Annotated in this window: 13 protein-coding genes; 11 read left to right on the forward strand and 2 right to left on the reverse strand. The window is 43.2% G+C overall.

All coding sequences use genetic code 11. The features are described from left to right. Positions 1–54 precede the first annotated feature (54 nt). Positions 55–618 carry a hypothetical protein gene (locus Q0993_RS20485; protein WP_299536874.1) on the reverse strand — a complete coding sequence of 188 codons (564 nt, stop codon included), beginning with the start codon at positions 616–618 and terminating at the stop codon, positions 55–57. Between the two features lie 16 nt (positions 619–634). Continuing rightward, the gene (locus tag Q0993_RS20490; protein WP_299536877.1) at positions 635–1,078 is read right to left on the reverse strand and encodes a hypothetical protein; all 444 of its coding nucleotides are present in this window, start codon (positions 1,076–1,078) and stop codon (positions 635–637) included. Positions 1,079–1,320: 242 nt separating this feature from the next. Between Q0993_RS20490 and Q0993_RS20495 the strand changes: the two genes are divergently transcribed. From Q0993_RS20495 to Q0993_RS20545, 11 genes are all read left to right on the forward strand, one after another. After that, a complete protein-coding gene (locus Q0993_RS20495; RefSeq protein ID WP_299536880.1) occupies positions 1,321–2,514 on the forward strand; it encodes an Nramp family divalent metal transporter in 1,194 nt (397 codons plus the stop codon). Then, positions 2,515–3,252: a 5-oxoprolinase subunit PxpA gene (gene pxpA, locus Q0993_RS20500; RefSeq protein WP_299536882.1), complete on the forward strand. Its 738-nt coding sequence runs from the start codon at positions 2,515–2,517 to the stop codon at positions 3,250–3,252. Continuing rightward, positions 3,249–3,986: a 5-oxoprolinase subunit PxpB gene (gene pxpB, locus Q0993_RS20505; protein WP_299536885.1), complete on the forward strand. Its 738-nt coding sequence runs from the start codon at positions 3,249–3,251 to the stop codon at positions 3,984–3,986. The genes pxpA and pxpB overlap by 4 nt, the downstream gene beginning before the upstream one ends. After that, complete coding sequence (locus Q0993_RS20510) at positions 3,979–4,818, forward strand: biotin-dependent carboxyltransferase family protein (protein ID WP_299536887.1); 840 nt, start codon at positions 3,979–3,981, stop codon at positions 4,816–4,818. The genes pxpB and Q0993_RS20510 overlap by 8 nt, the downstream gene beginning before the upstream one ends. 419 nt (positions 4,819–5,237) lie before the next feature. Next, a complete protein-coding gene (ilvD, locus tag Q0993_RS20515; RefSeq protein ID WP_299536890.1) occupies positions 5,238–6,914 on the forward strand; it encodes a dihydroxy-acid dehydratase in 1,677 nt (558 codons plus the stop codon). A gap of 4 nt (positions 6,915–6,918) precedes the next feature. Further along, positions 6,919–8,652 (forward strand): biosynthetic-type acetolactate synthase large subunit, encoded by a 1,734-nt coding sequence (gene ilvB / locus Q0993_RS20520; protein WP_299536892.1) that lies wholly within the window; start codon positions 6,919–6,921, stop codon positions 8,650–8,652. 48 nt (positions 8,653–8,700) lie between these two features. Further along, entirely contained in the window at positions 8,701–9,282 is a 582-nt protein-coding gene (locus tag Q0993_RS20525; protein ID WP_299536894.1) for an O-methyltransferase, read from the forward strand. A gap of 89 nt (positions 9,283–9,371) precedes the next feature. Further along, the gene (gene ilvN, locus Q0993_RS20530; RefSeq protein ID WP_299536896.1) at positions 9,372–9,902 is read left to right on the forward strand and encodes an acetolactate synthase small subunit; all 531 of its coding nucleotides are present in this window, start codon (positions 9,372–9,374) and stop codon (positions 9,900–9,902) included. 38 nt (positions 9,903–9,940) lie between these two features. Then, positions 9,941–11,416, forward strand: a complete 1,476-nt coding sequence (gene ilvC, locus Q0993_RS20535; protein ID WP_299536898.1) for a ketol-acid reductoisomerase — start codon at positions 9,941–9,943, stop codon at positions 11,414–11,416. Positions 11,417–11,485: 69 nt separating this feature from the next. Further along, on the forward strand, positions 11,486–13,078 hold the full coding sequence (locus tag Q0993_RS20540; RefSeq protein WP_299536902.1) for an NADP-dependent glyceraldehyde-3-phosphate dehydrogenase: 1,593 nt from the start codon (positions 11,486–11,488) through the stop codon (positions 13,076–13,078). Between the two features lie 296 nt (positions 13,079–13,374). Continuing rightward, positions 13,375–14,580, forward strand: coding sequence for an MFS transporter (locus tag Q0993_RS20545; protein WP_299536904.1), 1,206 nt, complete (start codon positions 13,375–13,377; stop codon positions 14,578–14,580). Positions 14,581–14,675: the final 95 nt, after the last annotated feature.

A 14,675-nucleotide genomic window follows, 5' to 3' on the forward strand; every position in this document is an offset into this window, starting at 1 on the left:
CCGGTAAAGTTATCCAAAAAGAATCAGAAGGTAGGCGTAAGCTCGGCTACCGATTTATAGTTGAAACTCTTCATGGTTCCCGTCCTCGTTTTTCAGGGACTTAATGGGGAACACATCTTTAAGGATGTACGCCCCTACAATGGCAATACCTCCGGCAAATAGTGGCATGGCATAGTCCCAGTGCAATATTTTCAACAGGCTACCGCATATAATGGCCAAGGTACCCAATACCATGGCGCAGTTCCATAAAATTTGGGATAAGCTATTTTTGGCTTTTCTGTCCTCATCCAGAAAATAAGCGGTTCCCTCCATAACGAACCAAGTAAGAAAGGAAACGGCTATGATTACTTGGAAGACGATGGTATATGGAAAATCCAATATCCTAAAGATACCGTTGGTAGTCCAAAAGACCACTAAGACAAGTTTAACGTAGTCAATGAACTTCTTTTCCATTTTTTTCCAAAAGCGTATGGTATATAAAATACCGATCGCTCCAAAAGCAAAAAGCATGATTTCCGATGCATAGGGCAATTGAAGTACTTGGGCCAACATACCTAGAAGTAAGATGGCAATGGATACCCTTATGGGGGTTTTTAAAACTCTGTGGGATACTGACATGAAATCTGTCTTTAGGTTATATAACTTTTACATTTGCTTTTAATCCCTCCATAATACCCATGATGTTGTTGACGGTCTCTTTCAAATAATGTCGCACCAGTACATGGGGTATACGGATAGTGGTAAAACCGTTCTTGAAGGAGTGCATGGTTTCCTCCAGGTCATTTATGGCCTGTTCATGGGTCATCATATGATATTCCGTATCTATTTCAATATTCAATTTTACTCGGGAAATGGCTATATCTATCGATTTTTTTCCATCCCACCACTCCAGCATAGCGGACACTCCGGCCTCCTTTAAACCATAGTACAATTGAATGGCTTCCAATGGCGTCCCCTTTTTCTTCATTAGATTTTCCATACGCGCCAAGTGCTGCGAACATAGTTCTACGCCCAGGGATTCCATGGAATTTCTATGCTCTAGATAGCCTAGTTCCTTATTACATTCCAAACATCTCATTTAAGTAGGTCGATTTTTTGCGCCGATAGCCATCGGAACAGGTTGATTTGTGATATTAATAACCGGGTAATTATAAGAATAGTATATAACATCGATGTATGACACCGCATTTTTAGATGAACTGCAATTTTTTAGATGAACCGCATTAAAAATTGTTAAAACTGTTGTGAAATTCTTTTCCTCAAGAGGATTAATTTCAAAGATTACCCCTTATATTTATAAAACTATGGTACTGCTGAGGTATGCTTAAAAAAGTCGGTCCGGGAATTTTGATTGCGGCGGCCTTTATAGGACCAGGTACTATTACGGCATGTACCCTGGCCGGGGTGGAATTTGGTTATGTTCTGCTTTGGGCCATGGGTTTGTCCATTACAGCCACAGTAGTGTTACAAGAAATGTCCGCCCGTTTGGGAGTTATAACCCAAAAGGGTATAGCCGAAGTGGTTCGTTCCGAGATAAGGTCTCCCTTTCTACGAAATTTGATTATTGGTATCGTATTAATGGCCATTGTTATAGGCAACGCAGCCTACGAAGGCGGTAATATCGGCGGAGGTGTTTTGGGGCTTGAGGCGATTTTTGGGCCCAAGGGTATGGACTACTATCCTTTTGGTATAGGAATCCTCGCGTTTATTTTGCTGTATCTGGGCAATTATAGGACCTTGGAAAAAGTATTTGTTACCCTGGTCTTTGTTATGAGTTTATCCTTCCTGATCACAGCATTGATTACCAAACCGGATTTAAAAGCTGTATGGAAAGGAATCCTTATTCCTTCATTGCCCAGTGAAAGTGTCTTAACGGTAGTAGCCCTGGTGGGCACCACAGTGGTTCCCTATAATCTTTTTCTCCATGCTTCCTTGGTCCGTGAAAAATGGAAGACTCCGGACGACTTAAAATGGGCCCGTTGGGATACTTTTTTTTCTTTGATATTGGGAGGGCTTGTTTCAATGGCCATCATTATTACTGCCGCTGCTATTCCTGGGAAGACCGTTTCCGGCGTGCTCGATTTGGCCAAAGGGCTGGAACCCCTATATGGCCATGCGGCACGATATTTCATGGGTATTGGATTATTTGCCGCGGGAGTAACTTCGGCCATAACTGCCCCTTTGGCGGCTGCTTACGTGGCAAATAGTTGTTTTGGCTGGAAAGCGGCATTGAAAGATTACAGGTTTCGATCGGTTTGGATTATTATTTTGATCCTTGGGGTGTTAGTAATGTCATTAGGGCTAAAACCGATAGAAATTATCAAGTTCGCTCAGATAGCCAATGGTATTTTGTTGCCATTTACGGCTATTTTTTTAGTGTGGGCGGTAAATAGATCGGCCCTTATGGGAAGGTATAGGAACAAGACCTTGCAGAATGTTTTAGGGGTCGTTATCATCGCCCTCACGGTTTTTCTGGGGGTAAAGGGTATTTTAAAAGTTTTCAATTTGTTCTAAATGCATAAGATTGATGTCAATTGTGATGTTGGTGAAGGAATAGGAAACGAAGGGGAACTGTTCCCTTTTATTTCCTCCTGCAACATTGCTTGTGGAGGACATGCCGGAAATGCAGTGACCATGGGGGAAACTGTCCAATGGGCCAAGGCGTATGGGGTTAAGGTCGGGGCACATCCTTCCTATCCCGACAGGGAGAATTTTGGAAGAATTTCAATGGATATATCCGAAAATCTACTCATTAAGACTATTCGGGAGCAAATAGAAAGTTTAACCACTATCCTGAAAGCGGAAAAATTGGATTTGCATCATATCAAATTGCACGGCGCACTCTATAACGATGCAGCCCGGGATACCGATATTGCCCTTATGGTGTTAAAGGCATTGGAGATCTATAGGCCCAAGGTATCCATGTACGTGCCCTATGCCTCGGCCTTGGCCCGTGAAGCCAAAAACCAGAAGTTTTCCATAATGTACGAAGCTTTTGGGGATAGGGGATACCGAAAAGACCTGAGTCTGATTCCAAGAAATTTGCCCAACGCCGTTATCGAGGATCCATTAGGGGTACTGCAGCAAGTGGTCTCCATTGTAAAAAATGAGGAGCTAAAATTTTCCAACGGAAATTCTATCCATATTTTAGCGGATACCATATGTATTCATGGCGATAACCCTTTAGCTTTACAAATTGTATCGTATCTTTCCCAAGAATTACCAAACCACAATATCCAACTTAAAAAGTGACCCACTACTCAATTTCCATACGACCTTTTGGTATACATGCCGTATTAATCGAATGGCCAAATGAAGTGAATGAGGCCATTTTGGAAAACATCCTGCAATTTCAAAATCACCTTAAAACAAGCCATTTGGGGGAAGAGGAATGGGAAATGATCCCAGCATACAACTCACTCACGCTAATTTATAGAAAGGCACCGATCAACTTTGCGGAATTTGAAGAACAATTAAAAACATGGTATGCGCAATTGGAGGAAACGTCCTTACCGCAAAGGTTCATTTGGCGGCTACCGGTCTGTTATGACCTGGAATTTGGCATAGACCTAAACAGTGTTTCGGAAAAATTGGAAAAAGACATAGCGGAAATCATTAAGCTGCATACGAGCTATACCTACACGGTATACGGAATCGGGTTTTTACCTGGATTTATGTACTTGGGTGGTTTGCCTTCCTCATTGGAAGTGCCTAGACGAGCTGAACCTAGGCTTAAGGTAAAAAAGGGTTCGGTTGGTCTGGCAGGCAAACAAACGGGGATTTACCCGCAGGAATCCCCGGGGGGGTGGAACATCATCGGAAGCTGTTCGGTTTCGATGTTTGACCCTAAAAAGAAAGAGCCTTGTTTTGTTAGTGTTGGGGATAAGGTGCAGTTCTATTCAATTACAAAGGCCGAATACGATTTGTACAAGATAGAGGGGGAGGTAGGCATTTATAAACTGGAAAAAACCAAATGGGATGCTTAAGGTATTAAAATCCGGTTTGTTTACCACAATTCAGGATGCAGGAAGATTCGGATACCTGAACAAAGGAGTGCCGGTTGCCGGTTTTATGGATACGGCTTCCGCCCATAAGGTTAACCAGCTCTTGGAAAATGCTGTCGACTCTGCCGTAATGGAAATTACTATGACAGGTCCTACTTTGGAGTTTGATAGCCCTACCTTTATATGTATTGGAGGCGCTAAGCATTCCGTGACCCTGAACAACAATCCCATTGGGCACTTCCAAGTGCATAAGGTCTCACCCGGGGATATCGTATCCTACGGTAAATTGGAAAAGGGTTTTCGAAGTTATCTGGCCGTTAAAAATGGTTTTAAGACAGATAAAATACTTGGAAGCCGTTCCTTGTATGCCCCGGTAACACCTAAGAGTCATTTGGAAGATAGCGAGACCATCCCATATGATAGCTGTGAAGTATTTTTCCCAAAAATTGTGGAATTAAAGGTGGATTCTGTTTTGGACAACAAAGTTTTGAACGTCTCAAAGGGCCCTGAATATGAACTGTTAGGGGACAAGCAGTTGGAAACCTTATTTTTTCAAGATTTCACCATCGCAAACGAAAACGATCGTATGGCCTACCAATTAGTGGAACATGTTGAAGGACATAAAGTAAGTATGTTGACCTCGGCAACCTTGCCGGGAACGGTGCAGCTAACACCATCTGGGAAGATTATGATATTAATGAAGGATGGCCAAACTACTGGGGGATACCCTAGAATTTTCCAACTTTCGGATAATGCCATCTCCATTTTGGCCCAAAAGAAATTTGGCGATACCATCTCATTTAAACTGACCTAAGGGTTTTTGGCTTACTTCCCATTTAAAAAAATAAAATTAAGAGGCACGTTTTGCCGCAATGGATTTTTTACGTAATATTGAAGTATGGATATTTTTCCTAGCCTAAATAATGTACTTGTAGTCGTCCGCTTAGGTGGATGATACGGATTTGCATTGTTTAATGAAAAGCCTGTATCAAATGCTATTTTGATACAGGCTTTTTCTTTGATATAAGGGGATAAGGCCTTGATGGCGAACCATATTGCTTCTATTGAATATGATATGGATTAGGGAGCTATTCGTCTGATTATTAGAATTATAAATAGATATTGCGGTAATTGGATTTAGACCATTCTTTTTTGTTAAAAAAATGCGGTATAGGAAAGATTTATCTTTGATTGTCAAAAAATACCAAACCGAATAAACAGTATAGGACACAAATGGAATTAAACAAGTACAGTAAGACCATTACCCAAAATGATACCCAGCCAGGGGCACAGGCCATGCTTTATGCCATTGGGCTTAACGAGGATGATTTGAAGAAGCCGTTCGTTGGAGTGGCAAGTACGGGATATGAAGGCAATCCATGTAATATGCATCTAAACGATTTGGCGCAAGATGCCAAAAAAGGAATTCAGGCCGGTGGTTCTGTAGGTCTTGTCTTCAATACCATAGGCGTAAGTGATGCAATTTCCATGGGTACCTCAGGAATGCGATATTCCTTACCCTCTAGGGACATCATAGCGGATTCCATGGAAACCGTGGTACAGGCCATGAATTACGACGGTTTGGTAACCATTGTCGGTTGTGATAAAAACATGCCCGGTGCACTTATGGCCATGATACGCTTGGATAGGCCTTCTGTAATGGTTTATGGAGGAACTATAGCCTCGGGATGTTTTAAGGATAGAAAACTGGATATTGTATCCGCTTTTGAAGCATGGGGTGAAAAAGTGGCCGGTACAATGAACGAAGCCGACTATAAGGGTGTAATTCAAAACGCCTGTCCCGGAGCTGGGGCATGTGGGGGTATGTATACAGCCAATACCATGGCCTCGGGAATTGAGGCTTTGGGTATGGCAATGCCGTATAATTCGTCCAATCCAGCAATAGGGGATACCAAGAAAAAAGACAGTTTCGAATCCGGAAGAGCCATACAAAACCTATTGGAAAACGATATAAAACCTAGTGATATCATTACCAAAAAATCCTTTGAAAATGCTATTCGTTTGGTTATTGTATTGGGAGGTTCTACTAATGCAGTTTTGCATTTTCTGGCCATAGCCAAGGCCGCCAAGGTTGATTTTACACTAGATGATTTTCAGCGCATCAGCGATTCCACACCTTTTTTGGCAGATTTAAAGCCCAGCGGACGCTATCTTATGGAAGATGTACACCGGGTTGGCGGAACCCCGGCCGTAATGAAATTTATGTTGGAAAATGGTATGTTACATGGCGATTGTTTGACCGTGACCGGGAAGACTGTGGCCGAGAATTTGGCCGATGTTCCAAGTTTGATGGAAGGGCAGCAAATTGTAAAGCCTTTGGACAACCCCATAAAGGAAACAGGGCATTTAAGGATACTATATGGAAACTTGGCCAAGGATGGTGCGGTGGCCAAAATAACGGGCAAGGAAGGATTGCACTTTACCGGCCCTGCCAAGGTTTTTGAAAGTGAGTTCGATGCCAATGCGGGCATAGGCGCGGGAAGGGTTAAAAAAGGTGATGTTGTCGTTATCAGGTACGAGGGGCCCAAGGGTGGACCTGGAATGCCAGAAATGCTAAAACCGACTGCTGCCATTATGGGTTCCGGCCTCGGGAAGGAGGTGGCCTTGATTACGGACGGTCGTTTTTCCGGAGGGACCCATGGCTTTGTGGTAGGCCATGTCTCACCTGAGGCGCAGGAGGGCGGAAATATAGCCTTGCTGAGGGATGGCGATATGGTGACCATTGATGCCGAGAAGAATGTCATTTCAGTGGATCTTACGGATGAAGAACTCCAAAAAAGGCGAGCGAGTTGGAAGCAGCCCGACCTAAAGGTTAAGAGAGGTAGTTTATACAAATATGCAAAAACGGTATCATCGGCCTCACAAGGCTGCGTTACCGATGAGATATGAATTTATGGAAACAATAAAATTAAAAAAGGACCAATCCACGAAAAGCACAGGTATAAAGATTACTGGTGCCGAGGCCATTATCCATTGTTTATTGGCCGAAGGGGTAGATTTGATCTATGGTTACCCCGGGGGGGCAATTATGCCCGTATATGATGAGCTGTACAAATTTCAAGACAAATTAACGCACATTTTGACCAGGCATGAACAAGGCGCTACCCACGCGGCCCAAGGATTCGCACGGGTTACCGGAAAGGTCGGGGTGGCCATGGCGACCTCTGGCCCTGGAGCCACAAATTTGGTTACTGGGCTTGCCGATGCACAAATAGATTCTACTCCAATTGTGTGTATTACCGGACAGGTCCCGAGACATTTATTGGGGTCGGATGCGTTTCAGGAAACGGATATCATAGGAATTTCCACCCCAGTTACCAAATGGAACCATCAGATTACCAAGGCTTCCGAAATTCCTGAAGTCATGGCCAAGGCATTTTACATTGCCAAGTCTGGTCGTCCCGGGCCGGTTCTTATTGATATAACCAAGAACGCCCAATTTGAGGAATTTGAATTTAGCTATGAAAAGTGTACTGGAGTACGCAGTTATAAACCCGTACCGGAACCCAGCATAAAGGCCATTGAGGCAGCGGCTGAATTGATCAATTCGGCAAAAAAACCTTATATCGTCTGGGGACAAGGGGTTATTTTGGGAAAGGCCGAGGAGGCTTTGAAAGCATTTGTAGAAAAAGCCGGGATTCCGGCGGCATGGACCATTATGGGAGAATCCGCTTTGCCCACTAGCCATCCTATGAACGTAGGCATGGTAGGAATGCATGGTAATTATGGCCCCAATGTGTTAACCAATGAGTGCGATGTTCTTATTGCCATAGGAATGCGATTTGATGACAGGGTAACCGGAAATTTGGATACTTACGCCAAACAGGCAAAAATTATTCATTTTGAAATTGACCCTGCCGAGGTCAATAAGAATGTTGCGGTGGATATTGCCGTGCTGGGCAATGCTAAAACCACCTTGGAACTCATACTTCCGCTTATCAACGAAAATTCCCATGAGGAATGGCACAAGGAGTTCGACAAAAAGTACAAGGAAGAATTTGCACAGGTGATAGAAAAGGACCTGCATCCCTCCAAACCTGGCCTAACTATGGGCGAGGTCATTGAGGAAATCAATCTAGCTTCGGAACATGAGGCCGTTATCGTTACGGATGTTGGTCAACATCAGATGGCGGCTTGTAGATACGCCAAGTTTAAGCATAGCAAAAGCAATATAACCTCAGGCGGATTGGGAACCATGGGTTTTGCATTGCCTGCAGCCATAGGCGCCAAAATGGGTGCTATGGAAAGGGAGGTGGTGGCCATTATCGGGGATGGGGGCTACCAAATGACCATTCAAGAATTAGGGGTCATCTTTCAACATAATATTCCTGTAAAGATTGTTGTACTTAACAATGATCATTTGGGAATGGTACGGCAGTGGCAGGAATTATTTTTTGAAAGCAGATATGCCTCTACGGTTATGACCAATCCAGATTTTGTAAAAATTGCGGAAGGATATCACATAGAGGCCAAACGTGTCACGGAACGTAAGGATTTAAAAACGGTCGTTCAGGAAATGATAGCTTCAAAGAATCCTTATTTTCTGGAGGTCAGGGTGGAGAAAGAGGATAATGTTTTTCCTATGATACCGTCCGGTGCGTCGGTGTCCGAGATTCGATTGAAATAATACAAATTTTTAAGTTTCGATACCGACAGTCGCAATCCAAACCAGGTCATGAACGATACCCATATTCTTGACAAGCCAAAAATCCATTCGGAAATTGAACGTAGGTGTATTGAAGTTGGCTTCAACATGCCTTCGGATTTGTATATTGGTTCCTTACTGAAGACTTTGGTGACCAGTAGGCCCAAAGGAAGTTTTTTGGAACTGGGTACTGGAATAGGACTGAGCCTGTCTTGGATGGTGGATGGAATGGACAACGAATCGGTTTTGATTACCGTGGATAATGACTTGGAATTAATTGCTATTGCAAAGGAATATTTTGGAGATGACCCAAGAATTCAAATTCTTTGCCAGGACGGGTCTCATTGGATAAAAACATATAAGGGAGGAGGATTCGACCTGATTTTTGCAGATGCCTGGCCCGGAAAGTACAGCGAAATCGATGAAATTCTCAAATTGGTAAAAGTAGGTGGGTTTTATATCGTTGATGATATGACGGCCCAACCCAATTGGCCGGAAGGGCATCAGGGCAACGTTGACGGATTGGTTTCCTATCTGGAGGAAAGGGAAGACTTCTGTATAACCAAAATGAATTGGTCTACGGGAGTGATCGTGGCGGTAAGAAGGTTTTAATGATTTTAATTTAGAGTTTGGGCGAGAGGCTTTGGTTGGAGCGATTTAATTCTAGGCCAGGCCTATCAAATTTTTGGAAAAGAAAAAAGATGAAAAAACAATGGTTTACCATATCGGTGTATTCTGAGAACAATGTGGGATTACTGAATAGGATATCAGGAATATTCTTAAAGCGACACATTAATGTAGAGAGTTTAAATGTTTCAAAATCAGAAATTGAACATGTTTCAAAATTTACCATAGTTGTCAATACCACTGAGGATTGGACCCGTAAAATTGTGGCGCAAATTGAGAAGCAGATAGAGGTTATCAAAGCCTTCTACCATAGGGATGATGAGACGATTTACCAAGAGTCCGCCCTCTTTAAGATTGCTTCACATTTGCTGTTCGACGAACGACAAATACAGAACATCATTAAAGAGAGCAATTCACAGATCGTTACCGTTTCGCGAGACTTCTTTGTATTGGCGAAAACGGGTAGACGACATGAAATCGATGAAATGCATGATGCACTGGAACCTTTTGGGATTATGCAATTTGTCCGTTCTGGACGCATAACCGTTACCAAAGCCGAGATGCCCATTACCGCAATGTTGGAAGATTTTTATCAAGATAAATAAATCCTAAACTTTTAAATACTAAAAAAAGAGAACACAAAATGGCAAATTATTTTAATACGCTATCCTTACGAGATCAATTAACACAATTGGGAAAATGTAGATTCATGGAATCCAGTGAGTTTTCGGATGGCGTATCCGCATTGAAAGGAAAGAAAATCGTTATTGTAGGTTGTGGTGCCCAAGGCTTAAACCAAGGCCTAAATATGCGGGATTCGGGACTTGATATTTCATATACCCTTAGAGAGGGGGCTATAAAGGAACAACGCCAATCCTACAAAAATGCAACGGAGAATGGTTTTGCCGTGGGCACCTACCAAGAACTTGTTCCGAAAGCCGATTTGGTAATTAACCTAACACCGGATAAGCAACATACAAGCGTTATCAATGCGGTGATGCCTTTGATGAAGAAAGGGGCTACTTTGTCGTATTCCCATGGTTTTAACATCGTTGAAGAAGGAATGCAGATACGTGAGGACCTTACTGTAATCATGGTGGCCCCAAAGTGTCCTGGCTCGGAGGTTAGAGAAGAGTATAAAAGAGGATTTGGGGTGCCAACCTTGATTGCGGTTCATCCAAATAACGACCCGCAGGGCAAAGGTTTGGAACAAGCCAAAGCCTACGCCGTGGGCACTGGAGGCCACAGGGCAGGGGTTTTGGAATCATCGTTCGTAGCCGAGGTAAAGTCGGACTTAATGGGAGAACAGACCATTCTTTGCGGCCTGCTACAAACAGGCTCCATTCTTTGTTTTGATAAGATGATCGAGAAGGGTGTGGACCCAGGCTATGCTTCCAAATTAATCCAATACGGCTGGGAAACCATTACCGAAGGCATGAAGTATGGAGGAATCACGAATATGATGGACCGCTTGTCCAATCCCGCCAAAATAAAGGCCTTTGAACTTTCCGAAGAGTTAAAGGATATTATGCGACCCCTATTCCATAAGCATATGGACGACATTATGACCGGACATTTTTCCAAGACTATGATGGAAGATTGGGCCAATGACGATAAAAATTTGTTGGAATGGCGAGCTGCCACGGGAGAGACGGCTTTTGAAAAAACTCCGGCTGGAGATGATAACATATCGGAGCAGGAGTATTATGACAATGGCGTTTTAATGGTCGCTTTTGTACGGGCAGGCGTAGAATTGGCGTATGAGTCCATGACCGAATCCGGAATCATCGGTGAATCCGCATATTACGAATCCCTGCACGAGACTCCATTGATAGCCAACACCATAGCGCGGAAAAAATTGTTCGAAATGAATCGGGTAATTTCGGATACGGCGGAATATGGTTGTTACTTGTTTGATCATGCCTGTAAACCTTTATTGGGGGATTTTATGAAGAAAATAGAAGCAGATGTTATTGGGTCCTCCTATAGCGAAGGCACGGATACCGGGGTAGACAATGCCAAACTGATCGCCGTTAACAAGGTACTCCGGGAACATCCGGTAGAAATTGTCGGGGCCCGTCTCAGGGAGTCCATGACCGCAATGAAACCTATTGTTTAACAATAAGATCCCTGAGAAATCGGGGATTTTTTTATCAAGTCAATTCATATCGATTAACTGACTATTTTTATGGAAACTACACAAACAATCATACCGGCCGAGTTTCAAATTGATAATCCGATTCATCAAAAAAAATATTTGATCAACGGGGAAATGGAAGTGTGGAATGGGAACACCTCCGAAGTGTTCTCCACTATTTCCTCTAAAGGGGACGATAAACCCACGCTTCTAGGCAGTATACCGGATATGGGAGAGCCTGAGGCTTTAAGGGCCTTGGACGCCGCGCTTATGGCCTATGACAAGGGACAAGGGGTGTGGCCTACCATGCATGTAAGGGACAGGATAGAGTGCATGGAAAAATTTGTGGGACAAATGGAAACCAAAAGGGACGAAATTGTCAAATTGTTAATGTGGGAAATTGGCAAGTCCTTGCCGGACTCCCAAAAAGAATTCGATCGTACGGTAGAGTATATCCGGGACACTATTGAAGAGTATAAGCAATTGGACAGGGATGCCGCTAAATTCGAAAAATACGATGGCGTATATGCCCATATCAAAAGAGGGCCATTGGGGGTAATACTTTGTCTTGGACCTTATAATTATCCCTTGAATGAGACCTTTGCACTTCTCATCCCAGCAATTATTATGGGGAATACCACTATTTTTAAACCAGCCAAATTTGGGGTCTTATTGATTACGCCACTTTTGGAGGCTTTTCAGAATAGCTTCCCCAAAGGCGTTGTGAATATTTTATTCGGTAGGGGTAGGGCAGTAGCCGCTCCGATAATGCAGACGGGAAAAATAGATGTTTTGGCGTTGATAGGAAATAGTAAATCGGCCAACGCGTTGCAGGATCAACACCCAAAGAGTAATCGATTGCGATTGGTTTTAGGATTGGAAGCCAAAAATCCAGCTATTATCTTGCCCGATGCCGATTTGGATTTGACCATTAACGAATGCATTGCCGGTACCTTATCCTTTAATGGGCAACGCTGTACCGCCCTTAAAATAGTCTATGTACACGAAGATATTAAGGAAGAGTTTTTAGGGCGTTTTGCGGAAAAAGTGGATTCCCTAAAGTTTGGTAACCCTTGGGATAATGGTGTTAAACTAACCCCATTACCCGAACCGGATAAACCTGCCTATATTCAGGAACTAATCGACGATGCCGTACAGAAAGGTGCCGAAGTTTGGAATGAAAAAGGGGGCCAACAAACTTCCAATTACATATGGCCCGCAGTGTTGCATCCTGTTACGAAAGATATGCGGGTCTATAAGGAGGAGCAATTTGGCCCTGTTATTCCTGTAGTTTCGTTTTCCGATATCCAAGAACCGTTGGATGATATGGCAGAAAGTAATTACGGTCAACAGGTGAGCCTTTTCGGAAAGGACGTTTATGCCCTTGCCCCGCTTATAGATACATTGGTAAATCTAGTATGCCGAGTAAACTTGAATAGTTCCTGTCAACGAGGACCTGATGTATATCCGTTTACGGGCAGAAAGGATTCGGCACAGTCCACTTTAAGCGTATATGATGCACTTCGATCATTCTCGGTCCGCACCTTTGTGGCCTTTAAGGATAATGATCTTAACAATGAGACCGTAGAAAAATTACTGGATACTAAACTCTCCAATTTTGTAAGTACGGATTATATTCTTTAAAAGTACCAATTGGTATGATTGTACCTCCCCATATTTGGGGAGGTACTCCAATTTTTTAAACATTCTACGCATATCAGCCTCGATTCAACTTTTTTGATATCGTAGGAGTAATGCCCAGATGTCAAAAATTACCTTATTCTATCAGTATGCGTGCGAATTATGGTTAATACCGCACATAAACTCGATAAAAACGAATAGCTCCACAAGGGTTTCCTAAAATAATTTTGTCTTCGTAATAATCGGGCTAGGCCACTTGAATAGTTGTCCGGCCATTGATTGGATATAAAATTGTTCATATGGAAACAAATAGAAATAATGCAAATAGAAAAGCCCTTGTCGCTTTGGCATTAGGGGGTTTTGGTATCGGACTAACAGAATTCGTTATTATGGGAATCCTGCCCGATGTCGCACAAGGGTTGAATATCTCCATTCCGCAGGCCGGTCATGCCATAGCAGCCTATGCCTTAGGGGTTGTGATAGGCGCGCCATTGTTTACCAAAATGGGCGGAAGGATGGATTCCCGGAAAACCTTATTGCTTTTAATGACTTGGTTCGCTCTGTTCAATGGTCTGTCTGGCCTTTCCGATAACTATACCACACTTTTGATTTCGAGGTTTTTGTCGGGTCTACCCCATGGGGCATTTTTTGGGATTGGTGCGGTTGTCGCCGGTAGATTGGCGAAAACCGGTAAGATTGCACAGGCGATTGCCGTTATGTTTTCCGGCCTCACTATTGCCAATGTCATAGGAGTCCCTATTGGAACGTACATTGGTCATCACTATAACTGGAGCGCTTCTTTCTACATGGTAGGCATTGTAGGACTGATTACCATGGCCAGTATCTATTATTGGATGCCAAAATTACCACAGTTGCCCCCAGTGCATACATCCGAGGGCAGCAAGGGTCTTAAAAACAGAGAGCTTTGGGCCCTAATTCTATTGACTACTATTGGTACGGGTGGGTTTTTTGCTTGGTACAGCTATATTGCGCCATTGATTACCGAAGTGGCGGGATTAGGAGATTACGTCATAGGCTATGCCATGATTCTTGCGGGATTTGGAATGGTCATAGGCAACTTTATCGGGGCTAAAATGGCAGAATGGTTATCACCCTTACGGGCCGTGGCCCTTAGTTTATCGATTATGGTAGCTCTATTGATAATCAATGCCGTAGTCGCTTTGAATCCGTACGCTATTCTGGTGATGACTTTTTTGATCGGTACCGCTTCGTTTACCGTAGCGACTCCGATTCAGATGGCTATTATCAACGCTTCCAAGGGATCGGAAATGCTGGGTTCTTCAATGAACCAAAGTGCTTTTAACATGGGTAATGCTTCCGGAGCCTATTTAGCCGGATTACCTATAGCCTATGGTAATGGAGTCGTATATGCAGGGTTGGTAGGGGCGGTACTGGCAGCGATAGGTGTAGGAATAGCTTTGAGTATTTTGGTGTACAGGCAGCAAAAAACCAAAAGGTATAAAAGACTTGCCTATCATTCTTAATGGCAGAATTTAAAAGTGAAAAAGAAAAGCCCCAAAACGTGAGAAAACGTTTTGGGGCTTTTGTCAATTGATTTATTTATAGTAAATCTGAAAAA

This window comes from Ulvibacterium sp. (assembly GCF_028285715.1).
Lineage (GTDB): Bacteria > Bacteroidota > Bacteroidia > Flavobacteriales > Flavobacteriaceae > Ulvibacterium.

Excerpts from the sequence above, each read along its gene's own strand:
- Q0993_RS20545 (WP_299536904.1), top strand. The coding sequence starts at position 13,375 with ATGGAAACAAATAGAAATAATGCAAATAGAAAAGCCCTTGTCGCTTTG.
- ilvD (WP_299536890.1), top strand. The coding sequence starts at position 5,238 with ATGGAATTAAACAAGTACAGTAAGACCATTACCCAAAATGATACCCAG.
- Q0993_RS20510 (WP_299536887.1), top strand. The coding sequence starts at position 3,979 with ATGCTTAAGGTATTAAAATCCGGTTTGTTTACCACAATTCAGGATGCA.
- Q0993_RS20490 (WP_299536877.1), bottom strand. The coding sequence starts at position 1,078 with ATGAGATGTTTGGAATGTAATAAGGAACTAGGCTATCTAGAGCATAGA.
- pxpA (WP_299536882.1), top strand. The coding sequence starts at position 2,515 with ATGCATAAGATTGATGTCAATTGTGATGTTGGTGAAGGAATAGGAAAC.
- Q0993_RS20525 (WP_299536894.1), top strand. The coding sequence starts at position 8,701 with ATGAACGATACCCATATTCTTGACAAGCCAAAAATCCATTCGGAAATT.
- Q0993_RS20495 (WP_299536880.1), top strand. The coding sequence starts at position 1,321 with ATGCTTAAAAAAGTCGGTCCGGGAATTTTGATTGCGGCGGCCTTTATA.
- ilvN (WP_299536896.1), top strand. The coding sequence starts at position 9,372 with ATGAAAAAACAATGGTTTACCATATCGGTGTATTCTGAGAACAATGTG.
- Q0993_RS20485 (WP_299536874.1), bottom strand. The coding sequence starts at position 618 with ATGTCAGTATCCCACAGAGTTTTAAAAACCCCCATAAGGGTATCCATT.
- Q0993_RS20540 (WP_299536902.1), top strand. The coding sequence starts at position 11,486 with ATGGAAACTACACAAACAATCATACCGGCCGAGTTTCAAATTGATAAT.
- ilvC (WP_299536898.1), top strand. The coding sequence starts at position 9,941 with ATGGCAAATTATTTTAATACGCTATCCTTACGAGATCAATTAACACAA.
- ilvB (WP_299536892.1), top strand. The coding sequence starts at position 6,919 with ATGGAAACAATAAAATTAAAAAAGGACCAATCCACGAAAAGCACAGGT.